General features: G+C 54.4%; 14 protein-coding genes and 1 other annotated feature. Of the genes, 11 read left to right on the top strand and 3 right to left on the bottom strand.

What is annotated here, in order from left to right; genetic code table 11:
- Positions 1-123 precede the first annotated feature (123 nt).
- The 6 genes from ACMYSK_RS15610 to ACMYSK_RS15585 all read left to right on the top strand — a co-directional run bounded on the left by ACMYSK_RS15610 (position 124) and on the right by ACMYSK_RS15585 (position 6,370).
- Entirely contained in the window at positions 124-810 is a 687-nt protein-coding gene (locus tag ACMYSK_RS15610; protein WP_434636646.1) for a tRNA/rRNA methyltransferase, read from the top strand.
- A 212-nt stretch (positions 811-1,022) separates the two neighbouring features.
- Positions 1,023-1,091, top strand: coding sequence for a thr operon leader peptide (gene thrL / locus ACMYSK_RS15605; protein ID WP_434644158.1), 69 nt, complete (start codon positions 1,023-1,025; stop codon positions 1,089-1,091).
- Positions 1,030-1,147: a sequence feature (Thr leader region), on the top strand. It overlaps the preceding gene by 62 nt.
- A 25-nt stretch (positions 1,148-1,172) precedes the next feature.
- The gene (gene thrA, locus ACMYSK_RS15600) at positions 1,173-3,635 is read left to right on the top strand and encodes a bifunctional aspartate kinase/homoserine dehydrogenase I (protein ID WP_434636645.1); all 2,463 of its coding nucleotides are present in this window, start codon (positions 1,173-1,175) and stop codon (positions 3,633-3,635) included.
- A 1-nt stretch (position 3,636) separates the two neighbouring features.
- On the top strand, positions 3,637-4,566 hold the full coding sequence (gene thrB / locus ACMYSK_RS15595) for a homoserine kinase (protein WP_434636643.1): 930 nt from the start codon (positions 3,637-3,639) through the stop codon (positions 4,564-4,566).
- 3 nt (positions 4,567-4,569) lie between these two features.
- Positions 4,570-5,856, top strand: a complete 1,287-nt coding sequence (gene thrC / locus ACMYSK_RS15590) for a threonine synthase (RefSeq protein ID WP_434636641.1) — start codon at positions 4,570-4,572, stop codon at positions 5,854-5,856.
- A gap of 223 nt (positions 5,857-6,079) precedes the next feature.
- A complete protein-coding gene (locus tag ACMYSK_RS15585; RefSeq protein WP_434636639.1) occupies positions 6,080-6,370 on the top strand; it encodes a DUF2502 domain-containing protein in 291 nt (96 codons plus the stop codon).
- Between the two features lie 41 nt (positions 6,371-6,411).
- Here ACMYSK_RS15585 and yaaA read toward each other — a convergent pair whose 3' ends face one another.
- Entirely contained in the window at positions 6,412-7,188 is a 777-nt protein-coding gene (gene yaaA / locus ACMYSK_RS15580; RefSeq protein WP_434636637.1) for a peroxide stress protein YaaA, read from the bottom strand.
- 77 nt (positions 7,189-7,265) lie between these two features.
- Entirely contained in the window at positions 7,266-8,696 is a 1,431-nt protein-coding gene (locus tag ACMYSK_RS15575; protein ID WP_434636635.1) for an alanine/glycine:cation symporter family protein, read from the bottom strand.
- A gap of 203 nt (positions 8,697-8,899) precedes the next feature.
- Here ACMYSK_RS15575 and tal point away from each other — a divergent pair, with 203 nt between their 5' ends.
- The 3 genes from tal to ACMYSK_RS15560 all read left to right on the top strand — a co-directional run bounded on the left by tal (position 8,900) and on the right by ACMYSK_RS15560 (position 11,980).
- Positions 8,900-9,853 carry a transaldolase gene (tal, locus tag ACMYSK_RS15570; protein WP_434636633.1) on the top strand — a complete coding sequence of 318 codons (954 nt, stop codon included), beginning with the start codon at positions 8,900-8,902 and terminating at the stop codon, positions 9,851-9,853.
- 109 nt (positions 9,854-9,962) lie between these two features.
- Entirely contained in the window at positions 9,963-10,550 is a 588-nt protein-coding gene (mog, locus tag ACMYSK_RS15565; protein ID WP_032689545.1) for a molybdopterin adenylyltransferase, read from the top strand.
- Positions 10,551-10,672: 122 nt separating this feature from the next.
- Positions 10,673-11,980, top strand: coding sequence for an MFS transporter (locus ACMYSK_RS15560; RefSeq protein ID WP_434636631.1), 1,308 nt, complete (start codon positions 10,673-10,675; stop codon positions 11,978-11,980).
- A gap of 47 nt (positions 11,981-12,027) precedes the next feature.
- Here ACMYSK_RS15560 and satP read toward each other — a convergent pair whose 3' ends face one another.
- Positions 12,028-12,594 carry an acetate uptake transporter gene (gene satP, locus ACMYSK_RS15555; protein WP_045860029.1) on the bottom strand — a complete coding sequence of 189 codons (567 nt, stop codon included), beginning with the start codon at positions 12,592-12,594 and terminating at the stop codon, positions 12,028-12,030.
- A gap of 441 nt (positions 12,595-13,035) precedes the next feature.
- Here satP and dnaK point away from each other — a divergent pair, with 441 nt between their 5' ends.
- Positions 13,036-14,952, top strand: coding sequence for a molecular chaperone DnaK (dnaK, locus tag ACMYSK_RS15550; protein WP_434636629.1), 1,917 nt, complete (start codon positions 13,036-13,038; stop codon positions 14,950-14,952).
- A gap of 87 nt (positions 14,953-15,039) precedes the next feature.
- Positions 15,040-16,176, top strand: coding sequence for a molecular chaperone DnaJ (dnaJ, locus tag ACMYSK_RS15545; RefSeq protein WP_434636628.1), 1,137 nt, complete (start codon positions 15,040-15,042; stop codon positions 16,174-16,176).
- Positions 16,177-16,266: the final 90 nt, after the last annotated feature.

The following is a 16,266-nucleotide window of genomic DNA, read 5'->3' as shown; positions in this document are numbered from 1 at the left end:
GGCTTTTTTATGGGTAATAAAGCGCAATTTTAGTGATTTTTGTTGCAAATTTGTAAATTTTCGCCGCGTAAAATGGGGATGATTTTCATTTTCGCCGCGTGAGAGAGTAAGAAGAGAGCCACCATGCATGTATCTATTGTATTAGTCGCCCCGGCCAGGGCAGAGAATGTTGGCGCAGCTGCACGCGCGATGAAAACCATGGGTTTTAGCGATATGCGCATCGTTGATAGCGATGCCCATTTGCAGCCTGCCGCGCGCTGGGTTGCGCATGGTTCCGGAGATATTCTCGATAATATAAGCACTTATCCAACGCTTGAGCAGGCGCTGCATGATGTTGATTTTACCGTTGCAACCACGGCCCGTAGCCGGGCGCGCTTCCATTACTACGCAACACCGCAGCAGCTTCTGCCGCTCATGGTAGAAAAAGCTCAATGGATGAACCACGCGGCGCTGGTATTTGGTCGGGAAGACTCCGGGCTTACCAATGAAGAGCTGGCTCTCGCAGATGTGCTGACCGGTGTACCGATGGTGGCCGACTACCCTTCACTTAACTTAGGGCAATCGGTGATGGTCTATTGCTACCAACTGACCTCTTTGGTTCAGCAGGCGTCGGCCGTTTCCACCTGCGTGGATGAAAATCAGCTACAGGCATTACGTCTGCGGACGTTCGATTTATTGACCCGGTTGGGCGTGGACGAAGACGTCAAACTGACCGACTGGCTCCAGCAGCGAATTGGGCTTTTACAGCAGCGAGATACGGCAATGCTGCACCGATTGCTGCACGATATTGAAAAAAACCTGTCAGAGTAAAGTTCTGTTATAAGTTTTATATATGGTTAGATCTACCAGTTTTCAGCGTGATGGTCCGCCGGTTCAGGTGAATTGTCAGGTCGTTATGGCGCATTGACCCGAACCTCCGAAGTGAGCGAAATGTAAAAATTCGTTGACTTAGACCGGCAGATACTTTAACCAATATAGGCACAGGACACAGACAGATAAAAATTACAGAGTACACAACATCCATGAAACGCATCGGCATGATGACAACAATTATCACCATCACCATTACCACAGGTAAAGGTGCGGGCTGACGCGTACAGGAAACACAGAAAAAAGCCCGCACCTGAACAGTGCGGGCTTTTTTTTCGACAAAAAATCTAGGGGTAACAACCATGCGCGTGTTGAAGTTCGGCGGTACATCAGTGGCAAATGCAGAACGTTTTCTGCGGGTTGCCGATATTCTGGAGAGCAATGCCAGGCAGGGGCAGGTAGCAACCGTCCTGTCTGCCCCGGCGAAAATTACCAACCATCTGGTCGCGATGATTGAAAAAACCATCGGTGGTCAGGACGCGCTCACTAATATCTCCGACGCTGAACGCATTTTTGCTGAACTGCTGCAGGGCCTCGCCGACGCGCAGCCGGGGTTCCCGCTGGCACAGCTAAAAGCCTTTGTCGCGCAAGAGTTTGCCCAGATTAAACACGTCCTGCACGGCATCAGCCTGCTTGGCCAGTGCCCCGATAGCGTCAATGCCGCACTGATTTGCCGTGGTGAGAAGTTATCTATCGCCGTGATGGCAGGCCTGCTGGAAGCACGCGGCCACAAAGTTAGCGTGATTAACCCCGTCGAAAAACTGCTGGCAGTGGGACATTACCTCGAATCCACCGTCGATATTGCTGAATCAACCCGCCGCATTACCGCCAGCCATATTCCGGCCGACCATATGGTGCTGATGGCCGGATTTACCGCCGGTAACGAGAAAGGGGAGCTGGTGGTGCTGGGGCGTAATGGCTCTGACTACTCTGCTGCCGTGCTGGCCGCTTGCCTGCGCGCCGACTGTTGTGAAATCTGGACCGACGTTGATGGGGTATATACCTGCGACCCGCGTCAGGTCCCCGATGCACGCCTGCTGAAGTCGATGTCTTATCAGGAAGCGATGGAGCTGTCCTACTTCGGCGCTAAAGTGCTGCATCCGCGTACCATTGCCCCTATTGCTCAGTTCCAGATCCCCTGCCTGATTAAAAATACCGGCAATCCGCAGGCGCCGGGTACGCTGATTGGCGCCAGCATTGATGAGGATGGTCTGCCGGTTAAAGGTATCTCCAACCTCAATAATATGGCGATGTTTAACGTCTCTGGTCCGGGGATGAAAGGCATGGTCGGCATGGCAGCCCGCGTGTTTGCCACGATGTCCCGCGCCGGAATTTCGGTTGTGCTGATTACCCAGTCCTCATCGGAATATAGCATCAGCTTCTGCGTTCCGCAGAGCGACTGTGCACGCGCAAAACGGGTAATGGAAGATGAGTTCTATCTTGAACTGAAAGAGGGTCAACTGGAGCCGCTGTCGATCATGGATCGTCTGGCGATTATCTCCGTGGTTGGCGATGGTATGCGCACGCTGCGTGGGATCTCCGCGAAGTTCTTCGCCGCGCTGGCTCGCGCCAATATCAATATTGTCGCAATTGCCCAAGGCTCTTCTGAGCGTTCTATCTCCGTTGTGGTCAGCAATGATGATGCGACCACCGGCGTGCGCGTGACCCATCAGATGCTGTTTAACACCGATCAGGTGATTGAGGTCTTTGTGATCGGCGTCGGCGGTGTTGGCGGCGCGTTGATCGAACAGATCAAGCGTCAGCAGAGCTGGCTGAAGAATAAACATATCGACCTGCGCGTCTGCGGCGTGGCTAACTCGCAGGCTCTGCTGACCAACGTGCACGGTCTGAATCTCGAAAACTGGCGCGCGGAGCTGGCCGAAGCGAAAGAGTCGCTGAATCTGGGCCGCCTGATTCGTCTGGTCAAAGAGTACCATCTGCTGAACCCGGTTATCGTTGACTGTACGTCAAGCCAGGCGGTTGCCGATCAGTACGCCGATTTCCTGCGCGAAGGTTTCCACGTGGTTACCCCGAATAAAAAGGCCAATACCTCCTCGCTGGATTACTATCATCAGCTGCGTCATGCCGCCAGCAGCTCGCGACGTAAATTCCTCTACGATACCAACGTTGGTGCTGGCCTGCCGGTGATCGAAAACCTGCAAAACCTGCTGAACGCCGGCGATGAGCTGCTGCAATTCTCCGGGATCCTTTCCGGCTCGCTGTCATTTATCTTCGGTAAGCTGGATGAGGGGATGAATCTCTCTGAGGCGACAACGCTGGCGCGAGAAATGGGCTACACCGAACCCGATCCGCGAGACGATCTTTCTGGCGTCGATGTTGCCCGTAAGCTGCTGATTCTGGCTCGTGAAACCGGCCGTGAGCTGGAGCTGTCCGACATTGTCATCGAACCAGTATTGCCGGCGCAATTTGATGCCAGCGGTGACGTTGAGAGCTTTATGGCGCGCCTGCCCTCTCTGGATAACGAGTTTGCTTCGCGGGTCGCCAAAGCGCGCGATGAAGGTAAAGTCTTGCGTTACGTCGGTAACATCGAAGAGGATGGAACCTGTCGCGTGAAAATTGCCGCCGTTGACGGTAACGATCCGCTGTTCAAAGTGAAAAATGGCGAGAATGCTCTGGCCTTTTACAGCCATTATTATCAGCCGCTGCCGCTGGTGCTGCGCGGCTATGGTGCGGGTAACGATGTCACGGCGGCCGGCGTGTTTGCTGACCTGTTACGCACCCTGTCATGGAAGTTAGGAGTTTAAGATGGTCAAAGTATATGCCCCGGCTTCCAGTGCCAATATGAGCGTCGGGTTTGATGTGCTGGGCGCGGCGGTCACTCCGGTTAATGGCACGCTGCTGGGAGACAACGTCTCGGTTGAAGCGGCAGAAAGCTTCAGCCTGCAAAACGTTGGCCGCTTTGCCAGCAAACTGCCTTCTGTACCGCAGGAGAACATTGTTTACCAGTGCTGGGAGCGTTTCTGCCAGGAAATCGGTAAAAACGTACCGGTTGCGATGGTGCTGGAAAAGAATATGCCGATTGGCTCAGGCCTCGGTTCCAGCGCCTGCTCGGTCGTCGCCGCGCTGGTAGCAATGAATGAATTCTGCGGTAAGCCGCTGAATGAGATGCGCATGCTGGCGCTGATGGGTGAGATGGAAGGGCGCATCTCCGGCAGTATTCATTATGACAACGTCGCACCTTGCTACCTGGGCGGCATGCAGTTGATGATTGAAGAAAATGGCATCATCAGCCAGCAGGTTCCGGGGTTTGACGAATGGCTGTGGGTTCTGGCGTATCCCGGAATCAAAGTCTCGACGGCGGAAGCGCGAGCCATCCTCCCGGCGCAGTATCGCCGCCAGGATTGCATCGCTCACGGTCGTCATCTGGCGGGCTTTATCCATGCCTGCTACACCCGCCAGCCGCAGCTGGCAGCGAAATTGATGAAAGATGTCATTGCCGAACCGTATCGCACCAAACTGCTGCCGGGCTTCAGTGAAGCACGTCAGGCAGCGATGGAGATCGGTGCGCAGGCGTGTGGCATCTCCGGCTCTGGCCCGACGCTGTTTGCGCTGTGCGATAAGCCGGAAACTGCGCAGCGCGTCGCGGACTGGCTGGGCACGCATTATCTGCAAAATCAGGAAGGCTTCGTTCATATTTGCCGGCTGGACACGGCGGGCGCACGAGTAGTGGGATAACCAATGAAACTCTATAACTTAAAAGATCATAACGAACAGGTCAGCTTTGCGCAGGCCGTAACGCAGGGGCTTGGCAAGCAACAGGGGCTGTTCTTCCCGCACGATCTGCCGGAATTTAGCCTGACTGAAATCGACGATATGCTGGAGATGGATTTAGTCTCCCGCAGCGCCAGAATTGTGTCAGCATTCATTGGCGACGAAATCCCGCAGGATGTTCTCAAAGAGCGCATCGCCGCCGCTTTCACCTTCCCGGCCCCGGTCAGTAAGGTGCAGGATGATGTTGGCTGCCTGGAGCTGTTCCACGGCCCGACGCTGGCGTTTAAGGATTTTGGCGGCCGTTTTATGGCGCAGATGCTGACCCATATCGCTGGCGACAAACCGGTAACGATTCTGACAGCAACCTCCGGTGATACCGGTGCGGCGGTCGCACATGCGTTTTACGGCCTGCCGAACGTGAAAGTTGTTATTCTCTACCCGCGCGGCAAGATCAGCCCGCTGCAGGAAAAGCTGTTTTGTACTCTGGGCGGCAATATCGAAACCGTGGCTATCGATGGTGACTTCGACGCCTGCCAGGCGCTGGTGAAACAGGCGTTTGACGATGAAGAGCTGAAGGTAGCTCTGGGCCTGAACTCCGCGAACTCCATCAATATCAGCCGCCTGCTGGCGCAGATTTGCTACTACTTTGAAGCGGTGGCGCAGCTGCCGCAGGACGCGCGCAACCAACTGGTCATTTCGGTGCCGAGCGGGAACTTCGGCGACCTGACCGCCGGGTTACTGGCGAAGTCTTTAGGTCTGCCGATCAAACGCTTTATCGCTGCTACCAACGCCAATGATACCGTTCCGCGCTTCCTGCAGGACGGTAACTGGGCGCCGAAAGCGACTCAGGCAACGTTATCGAACGCCATGGATGTCAGCCAGCCGAACAACTGGCCACGTGTGGAAGAGCTGTTCCGTCGCAAAATCTGGCGCCTCAATGAGCTGGGCTATGCGGCCGTGGACGACGAGACCACCAAATCCACCATGCGTGAACTAAACGCGATTGGCTATACCTCAGAACCGCATGCGGCGATTGCTTATCGTGCGTTGCGCGACCAGCTGCAGCCTGGCGAGTATGGTCTGTTCCTCGGTACTGCGCATCCTGCCAAGTTCAAAGAGAGCGTGGACGCTATCCTGCAGGAGACGCTGCCGCTGCCGAAAGAGCTGGCCGAACGCGCCGACCTGCCGCTGCTGTCGCATAATCTGCCAGCCGATTTCGCCGCGCTGCGTCAGCTGATGATGGGTAAAGCATAACGGCCGCTATCGCTGCACGACATTCTCAAGCCGGGTCTTAATGCCCGGCTTTTTTATGGGCGAAAAAGGAGAAATGATGTAGAAATCAGGCAGGAAAAATGGATGAATTACCAATAAATGCCGGGCGTCAGAGATTAGGATTGCGGAGAATAACCAGCGGTGTTGCGGAGAGTTAATCTTTTGTTATCGCCCCATCCGGGGACAGTTAATAAAGGGGAAACCTATGTCAACGCTGAAGTCTGTGATCCTTGCGCTTTCGATGTCGCTGGTGGCTCCTGCTCTGGTTCACGCCTCGGAAATTACGCTGGTGCCAGCGGTCAAACTGCAAATTGGCGATCGTGACAATCACGGTAACTACTGGGATGGCGGCCACTGGCGCGACCACGAATGGTGGGGTCGTCATTACGACTGGCGCGATAACCACTGGCGTGAACATGACGAACATCGCCATGACGATCGTCATGATGACCACGACCGCGGCCATGGCCCGGATCGTGACTGGCATCATCACTAAGTCTCATGCCCCGGCCGCTGACAAGGGCGGCCGGGAAGGGGTTAACGCTCGCGGCGTTTAAAGACCATTTCATCTTTTTTGCCGGAGGCTTCGGCGTCAAAGAAATAGCCTTCGCTGTCGAAGCGGGTTAGCTGCTCAGGCTGGGTTAAGCGGTTCTCAATGATATAGCGGCTCATTAAGCCGCGCGCCTTCTTGGCATAGAAGCTGATCACTTTAAACTGACCGTTTTTCTCATCGAGGAAGACCGGCTTAATGATTTTTCCCTGCAGCTGTTTGGTCTTCACCGATCTGAAATATTCATCTGAGGCCAGGTTAATGACGATATCGTCCCCTTGCGCTTTCAGTGCCTGATTCAGCCTGTCGGTAATCACCTCGCCCCAGAACTGGTAGAGATCTTTGCCTTTGGCATTCTCCAGCTTAATCCCCATTTCCAGACGATAGGGCTGCATAAGATCCAGCGGGCGCAGCACGCCGTAGAGGCCGGAAAGCATGCGCAAATGCCGCTGGGCAAAATCAAAATCGTCATCGCCGAGGGTTTCCGCCTGTAGCCCGGTATAAACGTCGCCTTTAAAGGCCAGAATCGCCTGACGGGCATTTTGCGGAGTGAAGTCCGGGTGCCAGTCGTGAAAGCGGGTGGCGTTCAGGTCTGCCAGCTTATCGCTGATGCTCATCAGCTTACCGATCTGCGGCGCTGAGAGCCGGCGCGCTATACCAATAAGCTCCTGGGAATACTCCAGCAGTTCAGGCTGGGTGTAACGTGTTGTCGCCAGCGGGCTTTGGTAGTCGAGTGTTTTTGCAGGTGAAATAAGAATCAGCATATCCGGTCCTTGTAGGGGATTTTCCGTGACTTTAACAAAAAAAGACCCCGGAGGGATCGATAGCTGCGATTGCCGCGTTATTCACGCGGCAGGTCATCCCATGCGCCAGGCGCCAGCTGCTGGCTGATTTCCGGGTACCGTGTGGCGTCAAAGGTTGGCTGTACGCCCAGCCGCCGCTGGTTAAGATAATCGCTGGCCAGGATCCGCACCGTTGGGGACAGAAGTAAAATGGCGGTGAGGTTGGTGATGGCCATCAGCGCCATAATGGTATCCGCCAGCTGCCAGGCGACTGGCAAACCGATCAGCGTTCCGGTGAGTACCATCGCCAGGGTGAGGATTCGGAGCGCCCAGAGATGTCGGGGGCTATTAAGACGCAGAAATATCAGGTTATTTTCTGCATAGATGTAGTTTGCCACGATGGAGCTGAAGGCGAAGAGCAGCACGATAAGTGCCACGAATCCCGCCCCCCAGCTGCCGATCAGTGCCGTCATGGCGTGCTGGATAGTCTGGATGCCGTTCACCGTATCTTCTGCGTCGTCGAGCGGCGCCAGCATGATAATCACGGCGCTGGCGGTGCAAATGACGATGGTATCGATGAAGACACCGATCATTTGCACGATCCCCTGTGCCGCCGGGTGAGGAGGCCAGGAGGCGGCGGCTGCAGCGGCATTAGGCGTAGACCCCATTCCCGCTTCGTTAGAGAACATGCCGCGCTGAAAACCACTGGTGAGCGCCTGGCTGATGGTATAACCCACCGCACCGGCGGCGGCTTCTTGCCAGCCGAATGCGCAGCGGAAAATCGTTTCGAAAATAGCCGGTAGCGCTGTGATATGCCAGAGGCCGATCAGCAGGCTGGTGGCAACCCATAGCAGCGCCATCAGCGGTACGATCCACTGCATTAACTTCGCCACGCCGCGTAAGCCACGCATGATAACCAACAGGGTTGCCAGAAGCAGCACGCTGCCGGTAACGATCGCCGGAAGATCGAAAGCATAGGTCATCGCATTAGCGATCGAGTTGGCCTGAACGGTGTTAAAAATAACGCCATAGGCCAGCAGCAGCAGGATCGAAAACATGACGCCCATCCAGCGCATCCCTAAGCCACGGGACATGTACCAGGCAGGGCCTCCGCGAAATTGCCCGTGGGCATCGCGTTCTTTGTAGAGCTGAGCAAGGGAACATTCAGCAAAGCTACTGGCCATGCCGAGCAGCGCGGAGATCCACATCCAGAAGATGGCTCCGGGCCCGCCTGCGGATATCGCCAGCGCGACGCCGACCAGGTTCCCGCTGCCTACGCGCGCGGCAAGGCTGGTGCACAGGGCCTGAAAAGAGGTTAACCCGTCGGGCTGGGGCAGGAGGCTTTTCTTTAGACTTTTCCCAAACTGGCGAACATAACGAAACTGAATGTATTTCGTTCGCCAGGTAAACCAGACGCCGGCACCCAGTAACAGATAAATCATTACCGAGCCCCAGAGTATTTCATTGATAAAAGAGAAAAAATCAGGCATTAACTATCCTCTTGTCCATGCCGGAACGCTAGTGTAAGCGTTACCAATTCAGTGACAATCCCTTAGCATTCAGAGAATTAATTCATCCAGTTTATCACACTCTGCGGTCTGGCATGGTCCGCAGTTGCGCTGAACATGCAGCGTGTTATCATCTTGGCAGACCGGTTACATCCCCTTAACTGCTGTTTAAGAGAAACACTATCATGACGGATAAATTGACTTCTCTGCGTCAGTACACCACTGTCGTAGCTGATACCGGAGATATTGCGGCAATGAAGCTGTATCAGCCTCAGGATGCCACGACTAACCCTTCTTTGATTCTTGGCGCGGCTCAGATTCCTGAGTACCGTAAGCTGATTGATGACGCTATCGTCTGGGCCCGCGGCCAGAGCAGCGATCGCGCTCAGCAGATTATCGATGCATCCGATAAGCTGGCGGTGAACATTGGTCTTGAAATTCTTAAGCTGATTCCAGGCCGTATTTCGACCGAAGTGGATGCGCGTCTTTCCTACGACACCCAGGCATCTATCGCCAAAGCGAAACGCATCATCAAGCTGTACAACGATGCGGGCATCGGTAACGATCGCATTCTGATTAAACTGGCTTCCACCTGGCAGGGTATTTGCGCCGCCGAGCAGCTGGAAAAAGAAGGCATCAACTGTAACCTGACTCTGCTGTTCTCCTTCGCCCAGGCTCGCGCTTGTGCTGAAGCGGGTGTGTTCCTGATCTCTCCGTTCGTTGGCCGTATCCTCGACTGGTACAAAGCGAACACTGATAAGAAAGAGTACGCACCGGCTGAAGATCCGGGCGTGGTTTCCGTCAGTGAAATCTACGAATACTACAAGCAGCACGGCTACGAAACTGTCGTGATGGGCGCAAGCTTCCGTAACGTCGGTGAAATTCTTGAGCTGGCCGGCTGCGACCGCCTGACCATCGCTCCGGCTCTGCTGAAAGAGCTGGCTGAAAGCGAAGGGGCTATCGAACGTAAACTGACGTTTAGCGGCGAAGTGAAAGCACGCCCGGAACGTATTACTGAATCCCAGTTCCTGTGGCAGCACAACCAGGATCCGATGGCGGTAGACAAACTGGCGGAAGGTATTCGTAAGTTTGCGATCGACCAGGAAAAACTGGAAAAAATGATCGGCGACCTGCTGTAATCATTGCGCGTGGCCGGGCTCCCGGTCACGCTACTTCTCTTGAGCCCTGTCTGTATTTCCTCCCAGCGTGTATCATTCCGTCTAATTGTACTGTTTGAACGGAATAACGATGAATACCTTACGAATCGGCTTAGTTTCCATCTCCGATCGCGCTTCCAGCGGCGTGTATCAGGATAAAGGCATCCCGGCACTTGAAGAGTGGCTGGCGCGTGCGCTGACTACCCCATTTGAGCTTGAGACCCGCCTGATCCCTGACGAACAGGTGATTATCGAACAAACGCTGTGCGAGCTGGTTGACGAGATGGCCTGCCACCTGGTGTTAACCACCGGAGGAACCGGTCCTGCCCGACGTGACGTGACGCCGGATGCAACCCTGGCCGTGGCCGACCGCGTTATGCCAGGCTTTGGTGAGCAAATGCGCCAGGTTAGCCTACACTTCGTGCCAACGGCTATCCTTTCTCGCCAGGTGGGTGTTATCCGCAAGCAGGCATTGATTTTGAATCTGCCGGGCCAGCCGAAAGCTATTCAGGAAACCCTTGAAGGCGTAAAAGATGCTGATGGCAAGGTTCTGGTGCATGGGATCTTCGCAAGTGTACCTTATTGTGTACAGTTGCTGGAGGGGCCATATGTCGAGACAAACGCCGAAGTCGTAGCGGCATTTCGCCCAAAAAGCGCAAGGCGCGAAACTTTATCCTGAATTTTATGCTTTCCTGACATAACCTGTATTGTCGGTGGTGTGCTGTTTTATTTACGATATAGTGTTTTTTACTTTACACATTACGTGATGACACCTACACACCTCAGGATGAATCGTTCGTTATGTCACAACATACCCGACCTCTGAATCGACAAGATTATAAAACGCTGACGCTGGCTGCCCTGGGTGGCGCGCTGGAGTTTTATGATTTCATTATCTTCGTCTTCTTTGCCGCCGTCGTTGGTGAGCTGTTCTTCCCGGCGGATATCCCGGAATGGCTTCGCCAGGTGCAGACCTTCGGCATCTTCGCCGCCGGTTATCTGGCGCGTCCCCTGGGTGGCATTATCATGGCTCACTTTGGCGATTTGGTTGGCCGTAAGAAGATGTTCACCCTGAGCATTTTGTTGATGGCATTGCCGACCCTGGCGATAGGCCTGCTGCCAACCTACGAGTCAATGGGCATGATTGCGCCTTTATTGCTGCTGCTGATGCGTATTCTGCAGGGGGCGGCTATCGGAGGGGAAGTGCCCGGCGCCTGGGTCTTTGTCGCCGAACACGTGCCGGAAAAACGCATCGGGATCGCCTGCGGTACGCTGACCGCTGGGTTGACGGTCGGCATTCTGCTGGGGTCGGTGGTCGCAACGCTGATTAACACCAGTCTGACGCCGCAGGGGATTCACGATGGCGGCTGGCGTATTCCTTTCCTGCTAGGTGGCATCTTTGGCCTGGTGGCCATGTATTTGCGCCGTTGGTTGCAGGAGACACCAATATTCCTCGAGATGCAGCGACGTAAAGCTTTAGCGCAGGAACTGCCGGTCAAATCCGTGGTGCTGAAACATCAGAAAGCGGTGGTGGTTTCGATGCTGTTGACCTGGCTGTTATCCGCCGGGGTTGTGGTGGTTATCCTGATGTCGCCGGTCTGGCTACAAAAGCATTACGGCTTTGCGCCGGCAATCACTCTACAGGCTAACAGTATTGCCACGATTATGCTGTGTATTGGCTGTCTGCTGGCGGGGCTGGCGGCGGATCGTTTTGGCGCCAGCCGGACGTTCATCGTCGGCAGTTTGCTACTGGCCGTCTCCAGCTGGGCGTTTTACCACCTTTCCGGCAGCAGCCCAGAGCAGCTGTTTCTGCTGTACGGTACGGTGGGATTGTGTGTGGGCGTCGTGGGTGCCGTACCTTACGTTATGGTGCGGGCCTTCCCGGCGGAAGTTCGCTTTACCGGCATTTCCTTCTCATATAACGTCTCTTACGCCATTTTTGGCGGCCTGACGCCGATTGCCGTCACCATGTTGATGGGGGTGTCGCCAATGGCACCTGCCTGGTATGTACTGGCGCTTTCGCTGATGGGACTGGGATTAGGGGTCTGGTTACGTCAGGGAATGCAGAGTGATGTGGCTGATGAAGGCGGTGAGTTACAGCGACCGTGATGCACCGCATGAATACCCTCATCCCGACGGGACGAGGGTATTTTTTATCAATGAGGCGCGCCGATCGGCAGTACGGTGCGACCAAACTGCTCGTTCAGGACTTCACCCATTGCCAGATAAATGGCGCTACCGCCGCAGACTAAACCAATCCAGCCCGCGATTTTCACGATACCTTCGTTATCTGCCAGGTGGCCGATTGCCAGCAGCGCAAACAGGACTGTCAGGCTAAGGAAAACGAATTGCAGCATGCGTGCGGCTTTCAGAGTGCCGAAGAACATAAACAGCGTAAACACTCCCCACAGACCGAGGTACATGCCCAGGAAGTGCGCATTAGGCGCTTCTGCCAGGCCCATTTTCGGCATGAGAAGAATAGCGACCAACGTCAGCCAGAAGGCGCCGTAGGACGTAAAAGCGGTTAAACCAAAGGTATTGCCTTTTTTAAATTCCAGCAGGCCTGCGAAAATCTGCGCAATGCCGCCGTAAAAAATGCCCATCGCCAGGATAGCTACATCAAACGCGAACAGGCCGCTATTTGCCAGGTTAAGCAAAATAGTGGTCATGCCAAAGCCCATAAGGCCCAGCGGTGCCGGATTAGCCAACTTAGTGTTGCCCATAATTCCTCAAAATAATGATTAGAAAGGGAAGCATTACCCCACCACTCGGTGACGGGGCGCGGCATAATAATGAGGCGCAGGGTAACTGTCTATGATCTGGCGGGGTATTTTTCGCCAATTTACGTTGGCTCAGACGAAAGGTGATTGTTCGCCCTCGTCAGGCGGGGAGCGGGCACGTCTGACGGGAGGAGAGTTATCGGAAATACCGCTTTTCTGTCAGCTCCTGATACCAGTCCCCTTAAATTCCTCTCTTCATGCGGCAATAAAGATAAAATTTTTTTTGCTTCCCCCCTTGATGAAGCGATGGGCGACCCCATCTTGTAGTCAACCGCAGTGAATGAACCTGAAAAAAATGATGTCTGGGCAGTTGAAACCATAGGTTTCGCCCTTATTACAGGTTTACAACCACATGTTGATCGAATTTTTAGTGGAGACGTTTAGATGGGTAAAATTATTGGTATCGACCTGGGGACAACCAACTCTTGTGTCGCGATTATGGATGGTACAACTGCTCGTGTGCTGGAGAACGCCGAGGGCGACCGCACCACGCCTTCTATCATTGCTTACACGCAGGACGGCGAAATCCTGGTAGGTCAGCCGGCTAAACGTCAGGCAGTGACTAACCCGCAAAATACTCTGTTTGCGATCAAACGCCTGATTGGCCGTCGCTTCCAGGACGAAGAAGTGCAGCGTGATGAAGCCATCATGCCTTACAAAATCATCGGCGCTGACAACGGCGACGCATGGATTGACGTAAAAGGTCAGAAAATGGCACCGCCGCAGATCTCTGCTGAAGTGCTGAAAAAAATGAAGAAAACCGCTGAAGATTACCTGGGTGAGCCGGTAACCGAAGCTGTTATTACCGTACCTGCATACTTCAACGATGCTCAGCGTCAGGCTACCAAAGATGCTGGCCGTATCGCAGGTCTGGAAGTCAAACGTATCATCAACGAACCGACCGCCGCCGCGCTGGCTTATGGTCTGGACAAAGAAGTGGGTAACCGCACTATCGCGGTTTACGACCTCGGTGGTGGTACTTTCGATATTTCGATTATCGAGATTGACGAAGTTGACGGCGAAAAAACCTTCGAAGTTCTGGCAACCAACGGTGATACCCACCTGGGTGGTGAAGACTTCGACAGCCGTATGATCAACTACCTCGTTGACGAATTTAAGAAAGATCAGGGCATTGACCTGCGTAACGACCCGCTGGCAATGCAGCGCCTGAAAGAAGCGGCTGAAAAAGCGAAAATCGAGCTTTCTTCCGCTCAGCAGACCGACGTGAACCTGCCGTACATCACAGCAGATGCCACCGGTCCGAAACACATGAACATCAAAGTGACGCGTGCGAAACTGGAAAGCCTGGTTGAAGACCTGGTTAACCGTTCTATCGAGCCGCTGAAAGTTGCGCTGCAGGATGCGGGTCTGTCCGTCTCCGACGTCCAGGACGTTATCCTGGTCGGTGGCCAGACTCGTATGCCAATGGTTCAGAAGAAAGTTGCTGAGTTCTTTGGTAAAGAGCCGCGTAAAGACGTTAACCCGGATGAAGCTGTGGCGATCGGTGCTGCGGTTCAGGGTGGTGTACTGACCGGTGAAGTCAAAGACGTTCTGCTGCTGGACGTTACCCCGCTGTCGCTGGGTATCGAAACCATGGGCGGCGTGATGACTGCGCTGATCAACAAAAACACCACTATCCCGACTAAGCACAGCCAGGTGTTCTCTACCGCTGAAGACAACCAGTCTGCGGTCACCATCCATGTGATTCAGGGTGAGCGTAAGCGCGCCTCCGATAACAAATCACTGGGTCAGTTCAACCTGGATGGGATTAGCCCGGCACCGCGCGGTATGCCGCAGATCGAAGTCACCTTTGACATCGATGCCGATGGTATCCTGCACGTGTCCGCGAAAGACAAAAATAGCGGTAAAGAGCAGAAAATCACCATTAAAGCTTCTTCTGGTCTGAACGAAGAAGAAATTGCAAAAATGGTTCGCGATGCGGAAGCAAACGCGGAATCTGACCGTAAGTTCGAAGAGCTGGTTCAGACCCGTAACCAGGGTGACCATCTGCTGCACAGCACCCGTAAGCAGGTTGAAGAAGCGGGCGACAAACTGCCGGCCGACGACAAAACCGCTATCGAGTCTGCACTGACCGCACTGGAAACTTCTCTGAAAGGCGAAGATAAAGCGGACATTGAAGCGAAAATGCAGGCGCTGGCCCAGGCTTCCCAGAAGCTGATGGAAATTGCTCAGCAGCAACACGCTCAGCAGCAGGCTGGCGGTGCTGAAGCTTCCGAAAGCAACGCGAAGGACGACGATGTCGTTGATGCGGAGTTTGAAGAAGTGAAAGACAAAAAATAATCGCCCTTTGAACGGGTAAAACACTGGCACGGGCGAAGAGGTTTCCTCTCCGCCCGTGCACGCATGTTAAGGGGCTGAAAAACACCAATGGCAAAGCAAGATTATTACGAGATTTTAGGCGTTTCCAAAACAGCGGAAGAGCGTGAAATCAAAAAGGCTTACAAGCGCCTGGCCATGAAATTCCACCCGGACCGCAATCAGGGTGATAAAGAGGCCGAAGCGAAATTTAAAGAAATTAAAGAAGCGTATGAAATCCTGACTGATGACCAGAAGCGTGCGGCCTACGATCAGTACGGCCACGCCGCCTTTGAACAAGGTGGTATGGGCGGAGGCGGCGGCGGTTTTGGCGGCGGTGCCGATTTTAGCGATATCTTTGGCGACGTGTTCGGCGATATCTTCGGCGGCGGTCGTGGTCGTCAGCGCGCAGCGCGTGGCGCCGATCTGCGCTACAACATGGAACTGACGCTGGAAGAAGCCGTTCGCGGCGTGACCAAAGAGATTCGCATCCCGACGCTGGAAGAATGTGATGTTTGCCACGGCAGCGGTGCTAAAGCCGGTAGCAAACCGCAAACCTGCCCAACCTGTCACGGTGCGGGTCAGGTGCAGATGCGTCAGGGCTTCTTCGCCGTTCAGCAGACCTGTCCACACTGCCAGGGGCGCGGTACGCTGATTAAAGACCCGTGCAATAAATGCCACGGTCACGGACGCGTAGAGAAAACCAAAACCCTGTCGGTCAAAATCCCGGCGGGTGTTGATACCGGCGATCGTATTCGTCTGTCAGGCGAAGGCGAAGCGGGCGAGCACGGTGCTCCGGCGGGCGATCTGTACGTACAGGTACAGGTTAAGCAGCATGCGATCTTTGAGCGTGAAGGCAATAACCTGTACTGCGAAGTACCGATCAACTTCACCATGGCTGCCCTCGGCGGCGAGATTGAAGTCCCGACGCTGGATGGTAGGGTCAATCTGAAAGTGCCTGGCGAAACGCAGACCGGTAAGCTATTCCGCATGCGTGGTAAAGGTGTGAAATCCGTACGCGGTGGCGCGCAGGGCGATCTGCTGTGCCGCGTAGTGGTCGAAACGCCGGTAGGGCTGAATGAAAAACAGAAGCAGCTGCTGAAAGATCTTCAGGAAAGTTTTGGCGGCCCGACGGGTGAGAAAAACAGCCCGCGCTCCAAAAGTTTCTTTGATGGCGTGAAGAAATTCTTCGACGACCTGACGCGCTAAGTTTCTGCAATTCTGAAAAGCCACTTTATTGCTAAAGTGGCTTTTTTGTTTATAGCCCGCTATCTGTTAATGATGGCTGAAATCTTCCCG

The organism is Klebsiella sp. I138, from assembly GCF_051131765.1.
GTDB lineage: Bacteria > Pseudomonadota > Gammaproteobacteria > Enterobacterales > Enterobacteriaceae > Klebsiella.
Note: the sequence above shows the minus strand (reverse complement) of the source record. Positions and strands in the feature narration are given on the sequence as shown.

Excerpts from the sequence above, each read along its gene's own strand:
- ACMYSK_RS15585 (WP_434636639.1), top strand. The coding sequence starts at position 6,080 with ATGTCAACGCTGAAGTCTGTGATCCTTGCGCTTTCGATGTCGCTGGTG.
- dnaJ (WP_434636628.1), top strand. The coding sequence starts at position 15,040 with ATGGCAAAGCAAGATTATTACGAGATTTTAGGCGTTTCCAAAACAGCG.
- satP (WP_045860029.1), bottom strand. The coding sequence starts at position 12,594 with ATGGGCAACACTAAGTTGGCTAATCCGGCACCGCTGGGCCTTATGGGC.
- thrC (WP_434636641.1), top strand. The coding sequence starts at position 4,570 with ATGAAACTCTATAACTTAAAAGATCATAACGAACAGGTCAGCTTTGCG.
- ACMYSK_RS15610 (WP_434636646.1), top strand. The coding sequence starts at position 124 with ATGCATGTATCTATTGTATTAGTCGCCCCGGCCAGGGCAGAGAATGTT.
- dnaK (WP_434636629.1), top strand. The coding sequence starts at position 13,036 with ATGGGTAAAATTATTGGTATCGACCTGGGGACAACCAACTCTTGTGTC.
- tal (WP_434636633.1), top strand. The coding sequence starts at position 8,900 with ATGACGGATAAATTGACTTCTCTGCGTCAGTACACCACTGTCGTAGCT.
- ACMYSK_RS15575 (WP_434636635.1), bottom strand. The coding sequence starts at position 8,696 with ATGCCTGATTTTTTCTCTTTTATCAATGAAATACTCTGGGGCTCGGTA.
- mog (WP_032689545.1), top strand. The coding sequence starts at position 9,963 with ATGAATACCTTACGAATCGGCTTAGTTTCCATCTCCGATCGCGCTTCC.
- thrB (WP_434636643.1), top strand. The coding sequence starts at position 3,637 with ATGGTCAAAGTATATGCCCCGGCTTCCAGTGCCAATATGAGCGTCGGG.
- thrA (WP_434636645.1), top strand. The coding sequence starts at position 1,173 with ATGCGCGTGTTGAAGTTCGGCGGTACATCAGTGGCAAATGCAGAACGT.
- ACMYSK_RS15560 (WP_434636631.1), top strand. The coding sequence starts at position 10,673 with ATGTCACAACATACCCGACCTCTGAATCGACAAGATTATAAAACGCTG.
- yaaA (WP_434636637.1), bottom strand. The coding sequence starts at position 7,188 with ATGCTGATTCTTATTTCACCTGCAAAAACACTCGACTACCAAAGCCCG.